Origin of the sequence: Streptomyces marianii, assembly GCF_005795905.1 — a bacterium.
Classification (GTDB): domain Bacteria; phylum Actinomycetota; class Actinomycetes; order Streptomycetales; family Streptomycetaceae; genus Streptomyces; species Streptomyces marianii.
The window spans coordinates 4,665,595-4,681,206 of sequence record NZ_VAWE01000001.1 but is presented as its reverse complement, the minus strand read 5'-3'; the positions used below and the strand labels follow the sequence as shown (position 1 = coordinate 4,681,206).

The 15,612-nt window shown below is 70.7% G+C and carries 18 protein-coding genes and 1 riboswitch; of the genes, 8 read left to right on the top strand and 10 right to left on the bottom strand.

The window, feature by feature from the left end:
• Positions 1–90 precede the first annotated feature (90 nt).
• Both FEF34_RS21155 and FEF34_RS21150 read right to left on the bottom strand, forming a co-directional pair.
• Positions 91–360, bottom strand: coding sequence for a DUF4031 domain-containing protein (locus FEF34_RS21155; protein WP_138054554.1), 270 nt, complete (start codon positions 358–360; stop codon positions 91–93).
• Positions 357–710, bottom strand: coding sequence for a hypothetical protein (locus FEF34_RS21150; RefSeq protein ID WP_138054553.1), 354 nt, complete (start codon positions 708–710; stop codon positions 357–359). Before FEF34_RS21150 ends, FEF34_RS21155 begins: the two co-directional genes overlap by 4 nt.
• Positions 711–1,008: 298 nt before the next feature.
• On the opposite strand from FEF34_RS21150, the gene FEF34_RS21145 reads away from it, so the two are divergent.
• Both FEF34_RS21145 and murQ read left to right on the top strand, forming a co-directional pair.
• Positions 1,009–2,133: a MurR/RpiR family transcriptional regulator gene (locus tag FEF34_RS21145; protein ID WP_138054552.1), complete on the top strand. Its 1,125-nt coding sequence runs from the start codon at positions 1,009–1,011 to the stop codon at positions 2,131–2,133.
• Between the two features lie 23 nt (positions 2,134–2,156).
• Positions 2,157–3,083, top strand: a complete 927-nt coding sequence (gene murQ / locus FEF34_RS21140) for an N-acetylmuramic acid 6-phosphate etherase (protein ID WP_138054551.1) — start codon at positions 2,157–2,159, stop codon at positions 3,081–3,083.
• A gap of 497 nt (positions 3,084–3,580) precedes the next feature.
• Here the strand turns inward: murQ and FEF34_RS21135 are convergent, their stop codons facing one another.
• The 3 genes from FEF34_RS21135 to FEF34_RS21125 all read right to left on the bottom strand — a co-directional run bounded on the left by FEF34_RS21135 (position 3,581) and on the right by FEF34_RS21125 (position 4,956).
• The gene (locus tag FEF34_RS21135) at positions 3,581–4,408 is read right to left on the bottom strand and encodes a putative protein N(5)-glutamine methyltransferase (protein ID WP_234042489.1); all 828 of its coding nucleotides are present in this window, start codon (positions 4,406–4,408) and stop codon (positions 3,581–3,583) included.
• A 141-nt stretch (positions 4,409–4,549) separates the two neighbouring features.
• Entirely contained in the window at positions 4,550–4,765 is a 216-nt protein-coding gene (locus tag FEF34_RS21130; protein WP_138054550.1) for a hypothetical protein, read from the bottom strand.
• Positions 4,762–4,956: a hypothetical protein gene (locus FEF34_RS21125; protein ID WP_325063641.1), complete on the bottom strand. Its 195-nt coding sequence runs from the start codon at positions 4,954–4,956 to the stop codon at positions 4,762–4,764. The genes FEF34_RS21130 and FEF34_RS21125 overlap by 4 nt, the downstream gene beginning before the upstream one ends.
• 138 nt (positions 4,957–5,094) lie before the next feature.
• Between FEF34_RS21125 and FEF34_RS21120 the strand changes: the two genes are divergently transcribed.
• From FEF34_RS21120 to FEF34_RS44295, 5 genes are all read left to right on the top strand, one after another.
• Positions 5,095–5,937, top strand: a complete 843-nt coding sequence (locus FEF34_RS21120; protein ID WP_138054549.1) for a helix-turn-helix domain-containing protein — start codon at positions 5,095–5,097, stop codon at positions 5,935–5,937.
• On the top strand, positions 5,918–6,187 hold the full coding sequence (locus FEF34_RS21115; RefSeq protein WP_138054548.1) for a DUF397 domain-containing protein: 270 nt from the start codon (positions 5,918–5,920) through the stop codon (positions 6,185–6,187). The genes FEF34_RS21120 and FEF34_RS21115 overlap by 20 nt, the downstream gene beginning before the upstream one ends.
• A 226-nt stretch (positions 6,188–6,413) precedes the next feature.
• Positions 6,414–7,274: a hypothetical protein gene (locus FEF34_RS21110; protein ID WP_234042488.1), complete on the top strand. Its 861-nt coding sequence runs from the start codon at positions 6,414–6,416 to the stop codon at positions 7,272–7,274.
• Positions 7,271–7,405, top strand: a complete 135-nt coding sequence (locus FEF34_RS44300; RefSeq protein ID WP_407698293.1) for a hypothetical protein — start codon at positions 7,271–7,273, stop codon at positions 7,403–7,405. Before FEF34_RS21110 ends, FEF34_RS44300 begins: the two co-directional genes overlap by 4 nt.
• A 47-nt stretch (positions 7,406–7,452) precedes the next feature.
• On the top strand, positions 7,453–7,605 hold the full coding sequence (locus FEF34_RS44295) for a hypothetical protein (RefSeq protein WP_407698292.1): 153 nt from the start codon (positions 7,453–7,455) through the stop codon (positions 7,603–7,605).
• On the opposite strand, the gene FEF34_RS21100 is transcribed toward FEF34_RS44295, so the two are convergent.
• Positions 7,586–8,578, bottom strand: a complete 993-nt coding sequence (locus tag FEF34_RS21100; protein WP_138054547.1) for an amidohydrolase family protein — start codon at positions 8,576–8,578, stop codon at positions 7,586–7,588. The two genes, FEF34_RS44295 and FEF34_RS21100, sit on opposite strands and share 20 nt — an antisense overlap.
• A gap of 437 nt (positions 8,579–9,015) precedes the next feature.
• Here FEF34_RS21100 and FEF34_RS21095 point away from each other — a divergent pair, with 437 nt between their 5' ends.
• Positions 9,016–10,830, top strand: a complete 1,815-nt coding sequence (locus FEF34_RS21095; RefSeq protein WP_234043122.1) for a PAS domain S-box protein — start codon at positions 9,016–9,018, stop codon at positions 10,828–10,830.
• A gap of 253 nt (positions 10,831–11,083) precedes the next feature.
• On the opposite strand, the gene groL is transcribed toward FEF34_RS21095, so the two are convergent.
• The 4 genes from groL to thrC all read right to left on the bottom strand — a co-directional run bounded on the left by groL (position 11,084) and on the right by thrC (position 15,384).
• Complete coding sequence (gene groL, locus FEF34_RS21090) at positions 11,084–12,706, bottom strand: chaperonin GroEL (protein ID WP_138054546.1); 1,623 nt, start codon at positions 12,704–12,706, stop codon at positions 11,084–11,086.
• A 470-nt stretch (positions 12,707–13,176) separates the two neighbouring features.
• Complete coding sequence (locus FEF34_RS21085; RefSeq protein WP_003986833.1) at positions 13,177–13,380, bottom strand: cold-shock protein; 204 nt, start codon at positions 13,378–13,380, stop codon at positions 13,177–13,179.
• A gap of 442 nt (positions 13,381–13,822) precedes the next feature.
• Positions 13,823–14,098, bottom strand: coding sequence for a MoaD/ThiS family protein (locus FEF34_RS21080; RefSeq protein ID WP_018847107.1), 276 nt, complete (start codon positions 14,096–14,098; stop codon positions 13,823–13,825).
• Positions 14,095–15,384, bottom strand: coding sequence for a threonine synthase (gene thrC, locus FEF34_RS21075; protein ID WP_171053034.1), 1,290 nt, complete (start codon positions 15,382–15,384; stop codon positions 14,095–14,097). The genes FEF34_RS21080 and thrC overlap by 4 nt, the downstream gene beginning before the upstream one ends.
• A gap of 17 nt (positions 15,385–15,401) precedes the next feature.
• Positions 15,402–15,548, bottom strand: a riboswitch (SAM riboswitch).
• Positions 15,549–15,612 lie beyond the last annotated feature (64 nt).

Genomic DNA, 15,612 nt, shown 5'->3' with positions numbered 1-15,612 from the left:
CAGCCAAGAGGAGCACGTCACCGAACCGGAACCAAGATTGCTCCGCCACCGCTGACTTCCGTTCGGATCCCCCGGAGGGCCCCTGCCGGCCTACCGCCCGCCGCCGCGCTTCCGCCGCCGCAGTCCCGCCTCCGTGAGCCGCCTGACCAGTTCCTTCGATCCGATCTCGACCGCGCCGGCGCGCACGGCGTCCTCGTAGCGGTGCACGGGCACGTCGTAGTGGTCGCGTTCGAAGGCGCGTGTGGGGCAGCCGATCGACCTGGCGAAGGTGTGCAGCTCCTCGAACGACACGTCGCTGACCAGGTGGGACCACAGCATCCCGTGCCCCGGCCACGTCGGCGGGTCGATGTAGACGGTCACGACAGTCCGCCGACCGGCGCGACGACGACACCAGCCTTTCCGCACACCCAGTGCGGGTCGGGGCCCAACTCGGGCTCCACGTCCAGCGCGTGCGGCTCGCCGGTGGTGCAGACCGGGCACAGCGGCCACCGCCCGTACCGTTCCAGCAGGGCGTCCTGCACGTCCTGGGCGATCAGCCCGGCCACGTACTCCGCGCCCTCCGGCCACTGCTCGACCCACCAACGGCGCTCCCTGACCGCCTCCTCGACGAGGGAGACGACCTCTGCGTGCGCCACGTCACGGGCGGTGAGATCCGCGAGGACGAGGGCGCGGGCGGCGTGCAGCGCCTGCTCGAGTGGGTTGACGTCCATACGCTCATTGTCACCCTTCCGGGTGTGGGCCCTCAGCGCGGCCCGCACCATCCACACCTGCCCGCACCGTCCGCGGGGCGCCGGTCCCCCTGAGTCCCGCCCGCACGGGTGCCCATCCGCACGGGTGCCCATCCGCAGGGGTGCCCGCCCGCACGAGTGCCCGTCCGCAGGGGTGCCCGTCCGCAGGGGTGCCCATCCGCAGGGGTGCCCGCCCGCACGAGTGCCCGTCCGCACGAGCGCCCATCCGCAGGACAAAGGGGGGTTGACCGTTCACAGTGGGCGAAAATATCTTTCAAGGGTGACCAAGGACCTGAAGGATTCTTTCGGCGCTGCGGGAGCCGGCAGACGCCCCGGCGGGTCCGCTCCGAGCGGACCGGGCACGTCCCGCACCCACGGCGGCTCGGGGCCGACCACGTCCGCCGCAGGTGACTCCGGTGCGAGCGACCCCGGGCCGGGCGGCGGCGCCGCGAGCAGCTCCGGCCGTGGCGGCACGAGAAGCCCAGCCACCGGCCCGAACGGCACCGGCACCGGCACCGGTGGCGCCCCACCCGCTCCCGCCGCGCTCGCCGCGAAAGTCCGCACGCTCGCCCCGTCGATGACCCGCTCGATGCAGCGGGTCGCCGAAGCCGTCGCCTCGGACCCCGCCGGCTGCGCGGCCCTCACGGTCACGGGTCTCGCCGAGCTCACCGGCACCAGCGAGGCCACCGTCGTCCGTACCTCCCGGCTCCTCGGCTACCCCGGCTACCGCGATCTGCGGCTGGCGCTCGCCGGTCTCGCCGCCCAGCAGCAGTCCGGCCGCGCCCCGGCGGTCACCGCGGACATCGCGGTCGACGACCCGATAGCCGACGTCGTCGCAAAGCTCGCGTACGACGAGCAGCAGACCCTCGCCGACACCGCCGCGGGCCTGGACACCGTCCAGCTGGACGCCGCCGTCACGGCCCTCGCCACCGCGCGCCGCATCGACATCTACGGCGTGGGGGCGTCCGGCCTGGTCGCCCAGGACCTCGCCCAGAAGCTCCTGCGCATCGGACTGGTCGCACATGCGCACAGCGATCCCCATCTCGCCGTCACCAACGCCGTTCAGCTCCGCTCCGGCGACGCCGCCGTGGCGATCAGCCACTCCGGCTCGACCGGCGACATCGTCGAACCGCTCCGCGTCGCGTTCGACCACGGGGCGACGACGGTCGCGATCACCGGCCGTCCGGACGGGCCGGTCTCCCAGTACGCCGACCATGTGCTGACGACCTCGACGGCGCGCGAGACCGATCTGCGTCCGGCCGCCATGTCCTCCCGGACGGGCCAGCTCCTCGTCGTCGACTGCCTGTTCATCGGCGTCATGCAGCTCACCTACGACGCGGCCGCGCCCGCCCTCGCCGCCTCGTACGAGGCCCTTGCGCACCGCCACAGCTCCCGCACCCGCTGAACCACCCGAGAGAGCCGCCTCCCATGACCTCCACCCCCGGACCGGCCGACGTGCGCACGCAGTTGGAGAGCCTGACGACCGAGGCCTTCCGCCCCGAGCTCGCCGGCATCGACCGGCTCCCGACCACCGAGATCGCCCGCATCATGAACGGCGAGGACCGGACCGTCCCCGACGCCGTCGCCACACAGCTGACCGCCATCGCCGCCGCCATCGACGCGACCGCCGACCGGATGGCCCGCGGGGGCCGGCTGGTCTACGCGGGCGCGGGCACGGCGGGCAGGCTCGGCGTCCTGGACGCGAGCGAGTGCCCGCCGACGTTCAACACCGGCCCGGACGAAGTCGTCGGTCTGATCGCGGGCGGCCCACCGGCGATGGTCGCGGCGGTCGAGGGCGCGGAGGACTCCAGGGAGCTGGCAGCCGCCGACCTGGACGGTCTCGGCCTGACGGCTCTCGACACCGTGGTCGGCATCTCCGCCTCCGGCCGTACGCCGTACGCGATCGGCGCCGTCGAGCACGCCCGTACGGCCGGCGCCCTCACCATCGGCCTCTCCTGCAACGCGGACAGTGCTCTGGCCGCGGCCGCGGAGCACGGCATCGAGGTGGTCGTCGGACCCGAACTCCTCACCGGATCAACCCGGTTGAAGGCGGGAACGGCGCAGAAACTGGTCCTCAACATGATCTCGACCATCACGATGATCCGCCTGGGCAAGACGTACGGGAACCTGATGGTCGACGTCCGCGCCTCGAACGAGAAGCTCCGCGCCCGGTCCCGCCGGATCGTGTCGCTGGCCACCGACGCTCCGGACGAGACCGTCGAGACGGCCCTGACCGCGGCGGACGGCGAGGTGAAGACGGCGATCCTGATGCTCCTCGCCGACGTCGACGCCCCCACGGCCGCGGACCTCCTCAAGCGCGCCCACGGTCACCTCCGCGAGGCCCTCCGCCTCTGACGCGGCGCCGGCGCTCGCCGCTCCTCGCGAGCCGCCGTCACGCGACGTGCGCGCGCAGCACCCACCGAGGGTGGCCCGGGAAAGGGAACGGGAATTCTCCGCCTGTGCGGCGACCCGGCGTCACTGATGCACAGCCTCAAGGAAGCGGGCTATGAGGCGGGCGAAATGCAGGAGTACAGGGACAAGACCGAAGAGCTCATCTGCTAGCCGTTGCCGATCGGATTTCCGGGGCGTTCCACGGGCAGAACACACGCCCACAGAGCGAAGGTCCCCGCTGCCGACAGCAGGGACCTCCTCGTTCATGCTTCGGCGATCGGCGGCACAAGGCGCCGCCCGCGACTTGGTCGCCTCAGAATGACGCGCTGCGGCCTTGGGCGCTCGGACGGACCTGTCGGTTGCGTACCGCGGCCGTCGGCGACCACGAACACGCCGGTCCACCGAAGACCCCCGCGTCCGCCACCGCGAGCGCCGCCCCCCTCCCCGAGGACGGCGTCCCGTCAGCCGGCCGGTCTCGTTCCGACGACGACGGTGGCGTACAGCTCGTCGCACGTGGCCACCCGCGGCACCAGACCACTGCCCGCGACCGCCGCCAGCGCGTCCGCCGCCTGCCGCTCGCTCGTCTCGAACAGCAGGATCCCGCCCGGCGCCAGCCAGTCCCCCGCCTCCGCCGTCACGCGCCGCAGCACGTCGAGCCCGTCCGTGCCGCCGTCGAGCGCGACCAGCGGCTCGTGCACCCGGGCCTCGGCGGGCAGCAGCCCGACCTCCTCGGTCGGTACGTACGGGACGTTCGCGGCCAGGATGTCGACGCGTCCCCGCAGCCCGCCGGGCAGCGGCTCGAACAGATCGCCCTCAAGCACCCGTACGCCCTCCGGGACATTGCGCCGGGCGCACCGGACCGCGCCCGGCTCGATGTCGGAGGCGTACAGCTCCACCCCGGGGCCGGGCAGTGAGGCCGCCAGCGCCGCCCCGACGGCACCCGAACCGCAGCACAGGTCGACGACCACCCCGGCGTCCGGCCGGGCGGCCGCCGCCCGGCGGACGAGGAACTCGGTACGGCGCCGGGGCACGAACACCCCCGGCTCCACGGCGATCCGCAGACCGCAGAACTCCGCCCAGCCGAGGACGTGTTCCAGCGGATGGCCGCAGGCCCGCCGCTCCACCATGGCGACGAGCTCGGCGCGCGTCCGGGCGGCGGAGAGCAGCAGCTCCGCCTCGTCCTCGGCGAAGACACAGCCCGCGGCGCGCAGTCGGCCGACGACGGCGGGAAGAGAAGCAGGGGGAGGAAAAGGAGAAGGGGAAGAGGAAGGATCGAAGGAGAACGACAAGGGGAGCCTCTCGGAAGTTCCGAAACGGGGCTCCCTCACACACCTTCGGCGACGCGGAGGCGAGCACCCGGACCTGCAGCAGCGGTAATGGGTCTCACCTCCCGACGTCCTGGTACTGGGGTCACCAACCCTATCGCGGCCCTACCCGGGCAGCCTCCCCTGCCGGTTGCGCTCCCTGACCCGTGCCCGCAGCAGTACGGCGGGCGGCACGTTCCGCAGCGCGTCGGGAGGGCAGTCCCACTCCCGCCCGCCTCCCGGCGGCCGTAGTTGCACGTACGGCCCCTCGCGCCCCATCACGCGCCCGATGCGCCCGTCCCGCGAGTCGATCACGTAGTCGCCCTCCCCGACCGCCTTCACCCGCGGGCCCCGTGGAGCACCGCGGCGAGCCGGAGTGCGGTGTCCAGGTTGCAGCGCCCCAGGTCGACCAGGGGGTACGCCCCCGACTCGCTCGTGAGCGACACGAGGTCCACGCTCAGCGACGGCAGGGTGACCCCCATCGAACCGAGCTCGCCCCGCAGTTGCGCCACGACCTCCTCGGCAGCACGCAACCGTTCCTTCGGACATGGTGGGACCACCAGGCACCTCCACTCTCGGTCTGTACGTTCCCTACACAGCGTGGTCATGGAGGGCTAGCCTGACCAGTGTCGAAGGCCCAACAACCCGACCTGTGTCACACGGAGTTGACCTTGCCTGGACCGAAGGATCTGGCCCCGTCCACCTCTCCCAGGGCTCTGCTCGGCGCCGAACTGCGCCACGCCCGCGAGAACGCCGGCCTCAGCCAGCGGGAGCTCGGCGAACCGCTCTTCGTCAGCGCATCGTTCATCGGCCAACTGGAGGCGGGCACGCGGCGGATGCAGCCGGATGTCGCGCGCAGGATCGACGAGATACTCGGCACGAACGGCTTCTTCGAGCGGAACTGCCTCGCCGCCAACAAGTCCAGGTACCCGGACCACTTCGCCGAGGCGGCCGAGGCGGAAGCGGTCGCGACGACGATCCGCGAGTACGCGCCGCTGCTGGTCCCGGGGCTGCTGCAGACGGAGGCGTACGCACGGGCGGTGTTCCGGGGCGGCCGCCCCACAGCGACAGACGATGCCATCAACGAGCTGGTGGCAGCGAGACTGGAACGCTCACGGCTCCTCGACGATCCAACAAGCCCCATGGTGTGGACGGTGTTGGACGAAGCCGTGCTCCGTCGCAAAGTGGGAGGCGCTTCAGTGATGTCGGAGGCACTCCGCCATGTGGCTGCCCTCGCGCGCAACCGCCGCGTCATCGTGCAGGTGATGCCGTTTGACGCGGGCGCCCACATGACAGACGAGGGGGCACTGAAGCTGATGTCCTTCCCTGACGCTCCGCCGGTCGCCTATCTGCAAGCCTTGGGCACGGGTCAGTTACAGGACGATCCAGCAAGGGTGGCCCGATACGAGCTGGCCTACCATCTGCTCGCGGCCAGCGCTCTGTCCCCCCACGAATCCCTGGCCCTGGTCGCATCGGTGGCGGAGGATTACTCCCATGAAGATCAGCAGCCCTGAGTACGACCTGAGTGCCGCTGTCTGGCGCAAGTCCAGCTACAGCGGCGGCGATGGCGGCAACTGCCTCGAAGTGGCCACCTGGCGCAAGTCCACCTACAGCGGCTCCAGCGGCGGCGACTGCCTCGAAGTCGCCGACGACCGGCCCGGCATCGTCCCCGTGCGCGACTCCAAGGACCCCGACGGCCCGAAGCTCGTGTTCCGGACCGCCGTCTGGTCCGCGTTCGTGGACGGGGTCAAGGCAGACCGCTGAGCAACTCCACGACGGGGCCCGGGGCTTGAGCCTCGGGCTCCGAGCGCTCTGAACAAGGAATGGTGAAGGGCCCCAACCCGCCCACCCTCCCCGCGAGTTGACTGTACGCGATCCATTTGCCACGGAGGGTCACGACCCTCTAGCGTGTCCGGAAAACGAACAGCCCCCGTCAGGTGCGCCAACACCAGCGGGGGCTTGACCAACAAGATCGGTAAGGTCGATCCGGATGGCTGACAGCCAGCTTAGTGCCCCCTCCCTGCCCGCGCACGCCGCTCCGCACCCGATGGCCCGCCCCGGCTACGGAAAGCGCATCGCATCGGGCCAACCTCCCCGCACGGCCGCGGACTTCACGCACCTGCCACCGCGCGAGGCCGCCGTCGCCGCGTACATCGACCGGCTCGCGGACGGAGCCGACATCTCGGTGAAGACGCTGGCCAAGGTGCTTCCGTACGGCCAGTGCGCGCTGCGGACCGCCCTCAACCGCATCCAGGCCGCGGGTCATCTACGGCGCGGACGCGAGCACATGGCCGGAACCGGGAGCCCGCGATGGATCACCCGGACGTGGTGGTCGCGTGCACCGCGGGACGACACATGGTGGGCGGCGTACCGGCGCGGCGACGTACCCGAGGAGGGTCTCCGGCGGCCGACGCGTTCCCGGGCGGTGATCCTGCTCGCGGCGCTCGGCAGGGAGGCACCGGCGATGTCGCTGTCCGCCGTCGAATGCGCGCAGCTCGCACCGCTGGTGGAGGAGTGGTTCGCGCGCGGCGCCGACGAGGCGCAGCTGAGGCACGCGCTCACGGCCGGTCTCCCCGTTCCGGTGCATCATCCTGCCGCGCTCGCCCGGAGGCGCCTGACCGCGAAGCTCCCTCCCGAGCGGCGCCCCGCTCCCCCTGTCCTCCGGGTCCTCGAATGCGGCAAGTGCGGCGCACCGGCGCGCGCCGAGGCCCTGCGGGACGGTGACTGCGCCGCGTGTCGCGGTGAGCCCGTGCCGCCTGCCCGCACCTCCGTGCTGTCCCCTTCCTCGGTACGCGCCCACGCCGCCGAGGCCCGTGCCGCTGCCCGGCCGAACGAAAGGAATCGCAGATGACGGTGCTGCTCGTCCGTGCCGGAACCGAGGCACGATGGAGAGGAGGAGGCGACACCATGACCCCCAGCCCCGCCGACACCCCGGACATGTCCGTCGAGGAGTTCGAGGAGCTCGCCCGCCGGGCTCCCTAGACGGTCACGTTCGAGTACATCACGAGTACATCAACGGAAAGCTGAAGGTGAGGCCGGTACCGGACGGCGACCACGTCGAGATCGTCATGTGGCTGCTCCGGCGATTGTGCCGGTCGTACAAGTACGGTGAGACGGTCGCTCTCCCCTCCCCCGTCGACATCACCCTCGACACCGAGAAACTCAAGGACTACGCCGGCTGACGTGGCGGCCGGCCCCGCCGCCGAGCCGGGCCGGGCTCTCGGCCGGCAGCAGGCCGGCTCCGGCCTCCAGGACGTGCTCCGCCTCCTCGGGGACGAGCGTCTCCTCGACGAAGGTGACGGCCCTGCGCAGCTTGTCCCCGGTCTGGTAGGGGAAGTCCGTGCCCAGCATCAGCCGGTCCGCGCCGTACGAGTCGGCCGCCGCGCGCAGGGCGGCCGCGTGGCCGTGGGCGACGGTGTCGTAGGACATCCGGCGGGCGGCGGACGTCGGCAGCTCGATGACGTCGGGCGCCTCCCATGGGACGTGGTCGTCGGCGCGCGGCAGCAGCAGCGGCAGGGCTCCGCCGAGGTGCGCGTGGACGATCCGCAGCCCCGGGAAGCGGATCGGGACGCCTTCGAGGATCAGATGCATCGCGCAGATCGCGTCCTCCGTCGGCGCGCCCACCATCCACCGCATCCGGTTCCGTGCGATGAGCGGTGAGCCCGCGTCGCGACCGGCCGGGTGCAGGCTCAACACCGAGCCCCGGTGGTCCAACTCCTCGAAGAGCGGCCGGAAGACGGGGTCGCCGAGGCTCCGGCCGAGTACCGACGTCGTCAGCCCGGCGCCCGCCATCCCCAACTGGTCGAGTGCGCGCGCCAGTTCCTCCAGCGAGGCGTCCAGGTGCGGGAGCGGCAGCGCGGCGAAGGCGGAGAAGCGGTCCGGGCGGGCGCGCACGACTTCCGCGTAGTGGTCGTTGGCCAGGCGGGCCGCCGTGACGGCCTCGGTCTCGTCCGGGAAGTACGGCGTCTGCGGGGAGACCGAGAGGATCTGGTGATCGATGCCCGCGGCGTCGTTCATCGCGAATCGCGCGTCGAGTTCCGCCGGGCTGTCCCCCGCCCCCAGGCCCCTCTGCGTACCGGTGTCGTCCCGGCCGTAGGACTCGAGGAGGCGGAGGTAGTCCTCGCTCCACAGATGGGCGTGCACATCCGTCCGCACCTCTTCAGCTTCCCGCCGCCACCGGCCCGCCGCCACCGGGCGGGCGTCCCGGACCCGGCGAACCGCCCGTCCGGACGGGAGGCGGACGCGGTCGGGGGCGGCCCTGTGGTGTGCTCCCGGAGGGCCCACCCCGCCACTGAGCGTGCGATTCCATTTCCCGCTCCGCAATCGCCATCACCGGTCAGAATCGGACTTTCCGGGTATGCCGTAAGGCGTTGCGGTGAGATGTCCGGATACCGCTGCCGCGGTCACGGCTATGGGCAGAATCCGTCCGGGAGGCAAGTATGGAAGGCATCACCACGGCGGTCGCATCGGAGTCCGATCTAGACACCGGTGCCGCCGGAGGCTGTCATTGCCGGACGATCTCGCGCCCGGGGGCTCGGGCGGGTTCCGCCGAGGAGCGGTTCCGGGGGCTGCTGGAGGCGGCACCGGACGCCATGGTCATCGTCGACGACGGCGGAACCATCCGCCTCGTCAACGCCCAGACCGAAGCCCTCTTCGGCTACCGACGCGACGAACTCCTCGGCCGCCCCGTCGAAATCCTCGTCCCCAACCGCTTCCGCAACCACCACGCCGCACACCGCAACGGATACACCCACAACCGCCAGGTCCGCCCCATGGGCGCCGGACTCGAACTCCACGGCCTCCGCAAGGACGGCACCGAATTCCCCGTCGAAATCAGCCTCAGCCCCCTCGAAACCACCGACGGACTCCTCGTCTCCGCCGCCGTACGCGACGTCAGCGAACGAAAAGCCGCCGAAGAGCGGTTCCGGGGGCTGCTGGAGGCGGCACCGGACGCCATGGTCATCGTCGACGACGGCGGAACCATCCGCCTCGTCAACGCCCAGACCGAAGCCCTCTTCGGCTACCGACGCGACGAACTCCTCGGCCGCCCCGTCGAAATCCTCGTCCCCAACCGCTTCCGCAACCACCACGCCGCACACCGCAACGGATACACCCACAACCGCCAGGTCCGCCCCATGGGCGCCGGACTCGAACTCCACGGCCTCCGCAAGGACGGCACCGAATTCCCCGTCGAAATCAGCCTCAGCCCCCTCGAAACCACCGACGGACTCCTCGTCTCCGCCGCCGTACGCGACGTCAGCGAACGAAAAGCCGCCGAAGAACGGTTCCAGGCCCTGTACGAGCAGCAGCGGCACGTCGCGCTGACCCTGCAGCGCAGTCTGATGGGCACGCCACCGGCTGTGCGCGGCCTGGACACCGCGAGCCGCTATCTGCCCGCCACCCAGGGCGCGGGCGTCGGCGGCGACTGGTTCGACCTCGTGCCACTCGGTGCCGGACGGGTCGGCATCCTCATCGGTGACGTCATGGGGCGCGGCCTGGAGGCGGCCGCCATCATGGGGCAACTGCGGTCCGCGGCCCACGCCCTCGCCAAGACGGGCATGCAGCCGCGGCAGTTGATGCACTCGCTCGACGCGATCGTCGCCGAGCTCGACGGGCCCGACCAGCTGGTGACCTGCTGCTACCTGATCGTGGCGCCGGACGCGGGTGAGGTGACCGTCTGCTCGGCCGGGCATCTGCCGGCTCTCGTCGCGGAGCCGGGCGGGGGCGTACGGTCCCTGGACGCGCCGGTCAGCGTGCCCCTGGGCGTGGGGGACCATCTGCACCAGCAGTCGACGGTGGCGGTCGCTCCCGGGTCGAGTCTGATCCTCTTCACCGACGGTCTGATAGAGACACCGGCGGGAGACATCGAGGAGCAGCTCGACGCGCTCATCGACGCGCTCGAGCTGGCGTTCGCCTCGGCGCCCGACCTGGAGACGGTGGTGGACCGGGTGCTGGCGTCGGTGCTGCCCGCCACCGAGCACCACCACGACGACGTGACGCTGCTCCTGGCCCAGTTGCCGGCGGCTCCGCTCGCCACGGCGGCGACGGAACTCCCGGCGGCCCCGTCGTCGGTGTCGCAGGCCCGGGCGTTCCTCGCCAAGTCCCTGGTCGACTGGGGCTGCGCCCAGGTCTCCGACGACGCACAGCTGCTGGTGTCCGAGGTGGTCACCAACGCGATCCAGCACGGAGAGGGGCCGGTGCGCCTGCTGATGCGGCGCAACAGCACCGAGCTCACCGTGGAGGTGAGCGACCACAGCCACCATCCGCCCCAGCCCCGGCTGGCTGCCGCCGACGACGAGTCGGGGCGGGGCCTGATCCTCGTCGAGACGCTGGCGGGCAGCTGGGGCGTCCGCTCGACGGACGACGGCAAGACGACGTGGTTCACACTCCACCTGGAGCCGCTGTAGCGGGTCCCCACCCCGCACGCGATCGTACGCACGCGCCGGCCGCCCCGCCGGACACTGCTGCCCAGTTCCGGGGCAACTCCGACACGCGGACCATGACCTGCGACAACGCGGTGACCGTTGCGGCCTTCCCGGCATGACTCTGCTGCTCAGCCGAATTGGGCAGCAGAGTCGCGCCGGGGCGCAAAGGCCGAGGGCGGCACCCCCGGAAGGGGTGCCGCCCTCGGTTCAGGACGTGGATCGACCTTCGGGTCGATCAGAAGTCCATGTCACCGCCCGGCATGCCGCCCGGAGCGGCCGCGGCGGCCTTCTCCGGCTTGTCGGCGATGACGGCCTCGGTGGTGAGGAACAGCGCGGCGATCGACGCGGCGTTCTGCAGCGCGGAACGCGTCACCTTGGCCGGGTCGATGATGCCCTCGGCGATGAGGTCGACGTACTCGCCGGTCGCGGCGTTCAGGCCGTGGCCCGGGGTCAGGTTGCGCACCTTCTCCACCACGACGCCGCCTTCGAGGCCGGCGTTGACGGCGATCTGCTTCAGCGGGGCCTCCAGGGCCAGCTTCACAGCGGCGGCACCGGTGGCCTCGTCACCGTCGAGCTCGAGCTTCTCGAAGACCTGGGAGGCCTGGAGCAGGGCCACGCCACCACCGGCGACGATGCCCTCCTCGACGGCCGCCTTGGCGTTGCGGACGGCGTCCTCGATGCGGTGCTTGCGCTCCTTGAGCTCGACCTCGGTCGCGGCGCCGGCCTTGATGACGGCCACGCCGCCGGCCAGCTTCGCGAGGCGCTCCTGCAGCTTCTCGCGGTCGTAGTCCGAGTCGGAGTTCTCGATCTCGGCGCGGATCTGGTTGACCCGGCCCTGGACCTGGTCGCTCTCCCCGGCACCGTCGACGATCGTGGTCTCGTCCTTGGTGATGACGACCTTGCGGGCGCGGCCCAGCAGGTCCAGGCCCGCGTTCTCGAGCTTGAGGCCGACCTCCTCGGAGATGACCGTGCCGCCGGTGAGGATGGCGATGTCGCCGAGCATGGCCTTGCGGCGGTCGCCGAAGCCCGGGGCCTTGACGGCGACGGACTTGAAGGTGCCGCGGATCTTGTTGACGACCAGGGTCGACAGGGCCTCGCCCTCGACGTCCTCGGCGATGATCAGCAGCGGCTTGCCCGACTGCATGACCTTCTCCAGCAGCGGGAGGAGGTCCTTCACCGAGGAGACCTTGCCGTTGTAGATGAGGATGTACGGGTCCTCGAGGCCGGCCTCCATGCGCTCCATGTCGGTCGCGAAGTAGGCCGAGATGTAGCCCTTGTCGAAGCGCATGCCCTCGGTGAGCTCCAGCTCCAGACCGAAGGTCTGGGACTCCTCGACGGTGATGACGCCTTCCTTGCCGACCTTGTCCATCGCCTCGGCGATGAGCTCGCCGATCTGGGTGTCGGCGGCGGAGATGGAGGCGGTGGAGGCGATCTGCTCCTTGGTCTCGACCTCCTTGGCCTGGTCGAGCAGGGCACCGGAGACGGCCTCGACGGCCTTCTCGATACCGCGCTTCAGGGCCATCGGGTTGGCGCCGGCGGCCACGTTGCGCAGGCCCTCGCGGACCAGCGCCTGGGCGAGGACGGTCGCGGTGGTCGTACCGTCACCGGCGACGTCGTCCGTCTTCTTGGCGACTTCCTTGACCAGCTCGGCGCCGATCTTCTCGTACGGGTCCTCGAGCTCGATCTCCTTGGCGATGGAGACACCGTCGTTGGTGATCGTGGGGGCGCCCCACTTCTTCTCGAGGACGACGTTCCGGCCCTTGGGGCCAAGGGTGACCTTGACGGCGTCGGCGAGCTGGTTCATCCCGCGCTCGAGACCGCGCCGTGCCTCCTCGTCGAACGCGATGATCTTGGCCATGTGAAGTGGTCCTCCCGGACTGGGGTGGATTGCTCCGGACCGCGCTGGTGCCCGCGACGGACGGCCTGCACGCCTTGTGGTTCCTTGCCCCACCCGGCCTGCGGGCCTCACCGACCCGGTCCTTCGTTGTCACTCTCACTCGGAGAGTGCTAACGCCAATGATTAGCACTCGGACCCGGCGAGTGCAAGGCGCGACCGCGACTCGGGCGTCCATCAGGACACGGCGGCCGGGCCCGGACCCGGACCCGGCGCAGGCGCGGACCGCACACCTCGCAGGTCGCGACCCCGCGCACGCCGGCGAGCGATCCGGCGCGGCCCGCCACCGCTGACCCGCGCACGCCGGCCGGCGGTCCGGCCGCGACGGAGGGCCTGCCCCGGACACGACCTCGACGGAAGGCGGCCCCGGACACGGCGGAGGGTCCGCGCCCCTGGCACGGACCCTCCGTCACGTTGCTGCAGTCAGTCGGCGCTCAGCCGGCTACGCGGACCATGTCCGCCTGCGGCCCCTTCTGGCCCTGCGAGATCTCGAACTCGACTCGCTGACCCTCCTCCAGGGTGCGGTATCCGTCCATCTGGATCGCGCTGTAGTGGACGAAAACATCCGCACCACCGTCGACCGCGATGAAGCCATACCCCTTCTCCGCGTTGAACCACTTGACGGTGCCCTGAGCCATGCCTAACTCCCCTATTACTGGCCCTTGCACAGGACCGCACTTCGCGGACCCGGGTCAGACCTCACCCAGCGGTGTCCCCCGGTGCCCGGAGGGGCATACGGATGACCCATGGATGTGCGCCGGAACGCGTCGACCGCGGCTGAATGTATCTGTCCAACTGCCGTCTGCAACAGGTCAATCGGACGAGAATTCCGGGCAGGACCGAAAGGATGAATTAGCAGAAATGTGAGCATTCCCGGGCAAGTCGGGCCAGACAAAGCGCACTTATTGCGCATCACGCTCGAACACTTTGGCTGCTTCTTGTCGTGCGCGACCGCATTCTCATATGCGCCTGGCACACGCAGCGGAGGGGGCTTCCCCAACTCTATCGCGCTCAACCATGCAGAAACGCCCCCTCCGCCGAGCTTGCGGAGGGGGCACTTCTGCTGACTCTGCGTGGCGATCAGCCGCCCGCTACCGCGGGGATGATCGACACCCCGGCACCGTCCGGCGTCGCCGTCTCCAGGCCCTGCTCGAAACGCACGTCGTCGTCGTTGACGTACACGTTCACGAAGCGGCGCAGCTTTCCCTGGTCGTCCAGGACCCGGGCCGCGATACCCGTGTGGTTCTTCTCCAGGTCGGCGATGACCTCGGCGAGGGTGGCGCCCTCGGCCGGGACCTCGGCCTGACCGCCCGTGTAGGTGCGGAGGATGGTGGGGATGCGGACGTTGACGCTCATACGAGGCCAGCCTCTCGGAAGGAGTCCAGGTTGGGACGGATGACTGCGGACATACCCGTGGTCGGGGCCACCGCGTCGAGGGTCTTGAGGCCGTCACCCGTGTTGACGACCACCGTGGTGAGGGCCGGGTCGATCACTCCGGCCTCGATCAGCTTCTTCGCCACACCGAGGGTCGTACCGCCCGCGGTCTCGGTGAAGATGCCCTCGGTACGGGCCAGCAGCTTGATCGCCTCCACGATCTCCTCGTCGGTGACGTCCTCCACGGCACCGCCGGTGCGTCGGCAGATGTCGAGCACGTACGGACCGTCCGCCGGGTTGCCGATCGCCAGGGACTTGGCGATGGTGTCCGGCTTCTGCGGCCTGACCACGTCGTGGCCGGCCTTGAACGCCACGGACACCGGGGAGCAGCCCTCGGCCTGGGCGCCGAAGATCTTGTAGGGCCGGTCCTCGACCAGGCCCAGCTTGATCAGCTCCTGGAGCCCCTTGTCGATCTTGGTGAGCTGGGAGCCGGAGGCGATCGGGATCACGATCTGGTCCGGCAGCCGCCAGCCGAGCTGCTCGCAGATCTCGTACGCCAGCGTCTTGGAGCCCTCGGCGTAGTACGGGCGGAGGTTGACGTTGACGAAGCCCCATCCCTCGCCCGCCGGGTCGCCGATGAGCTCGGAGCAGAAGCGGTTGACGTCGTCGTAGTTGCCCTCGATGCCGACCAGCTCTCCGCCGTAGACGGCGGCCATGACGACCTTGCCCTGCTCCAGGTCGTGCGGGATGAACACGCAGGAGCGGAAGCCGGCGCGCGCGGCCGCGGCGCCGACGGCACCGGCCAGGTTGCCGGTGGAGGAGCAGGAGAGGGTCGTGAAGCCGAAGGCCCGGGCGGCCTCGATCGCCTGGGCGACGACCCGGTCCTTGAAGGAGTGGGTCGGGTTGCCGGAGTCGTCCTTGACCCAGAGTCCGCCGGTGACGCCGAGCTCGCGGGCGAGGTTGTCGGCCTGGACGAGCTTGGTGAAGCCCGGGTTCAGGTTCGGCTTGCTCGCCACGTCGGCGGGCACGGGCAGCAGCGGCGCGTAACGCCAGATGTTCTCCGGACCGCTCTCGATCCGCTTGCGCAGTTCCTCGGCGTCGCCGCTCGGCAGGTCGTACGCGACTTCGAGCGGCCCGAAACAGGCTTCGCAGGCGAAGATCGGACCGAGGGCGAAGCGCTCGCCGCACTCGCGGCAGGAGAGCCCGGAGGCGGGGCCCAGATCGACGGTGTCGGCAGAATCGGTGGTGGCAACAGTCTGCACAGCCATGGAGGCGAGGCCCTTTCTCCTCATCTTCCCCGCGGTGCGTTTCACCGCGAGACGGAATTGGCACCTTCCCTAGCCGTGAGCCTCGGCCGCGATGGGCGGCGAGATCGGCTGGAGGGTTGCCGGGGCTTCAACGGGCCGTGTCCCTCTGCCCCTCTGGATGAGCGGTATTCGATTGTCTCGATTCGATTGTCTCGGCGCGACGACCCCCGACATGCATCGGCGGTCCGC

Excerpts from the sequence above, each read along its gene's own strand:
- FEF34_RS21150 (WP_138054553.1), bottom strand. The coding sequence starts at position 710 with ATGGACGTCAACCCACTCGAGCAGGCGCTGCACGCCGCCCGCGCCCTC.
- murQ (WP_138054551.1), top strand. The coding sequence starts at position 2,157 with ATGACCTCCACCCCCGGACCGGCCGACGTGCGCACGCAGTTGGAGAGC.
- FEF34_RS21115 (WP_138054548.1), top strand. The coding sequence starts at position 5,918 with ATGAAGATCAGCAGCCCTGAGTACGACCTGAGTGCCGCTGTCTGGCGC.
- FEF34_RS21110 (WP_234042488.1), top strand. The coding sequence starts at position 6,414 with ATGGCTGACAGCCAGCTTAGTGCCCCCTCCCTGCCCGCGCACGCCGCT.
- FEF34_RS44300 (WP_407698293.1), top strand. The coding sequence starts at position 7,271 with ATGACGGTGCTGCTCGTCCGTGCCGGAACCGAGGCACGATGGAGAGGA.
- FEF34_RS21095 (WP_234043122.1), top strand. The coding sequence starts at position 9,016 with ATGGTCATCGTCGACGACGGCGGAACCATCCGCCTCGTCAACGCCCAG.
- groL (WP_138054546.1), bottom strand. The coding sequence starts at position 12,706 with ATGGCCAAGATCATCGCGTTCGACGAGGAGGCACGGCGCGGTCTCGAG.
- FEF34_RS21085 (WP_003986833.1), bottom strand. The coding sequence starts at position 13,380 with ATGGCTCAGGGCACCGTCAAGTGGTTCAACGCGGAGAAGGGGTATGGC.
- FEF34_RS21080 (WP_018847107.1), bottom strand. The coding sequence starts at position 14,098 with ATGAGCGTCAACGTCCGCATCCCCACCATCCTCCGCACCTACACGGGC.
- thrC (WP_171053034.1), bottom strand. The coding sequence starts at position 15,384 with ATGGCTGTGCAGACTGTTGCCACCACCGATTCTGCCGACACCGTCGAT.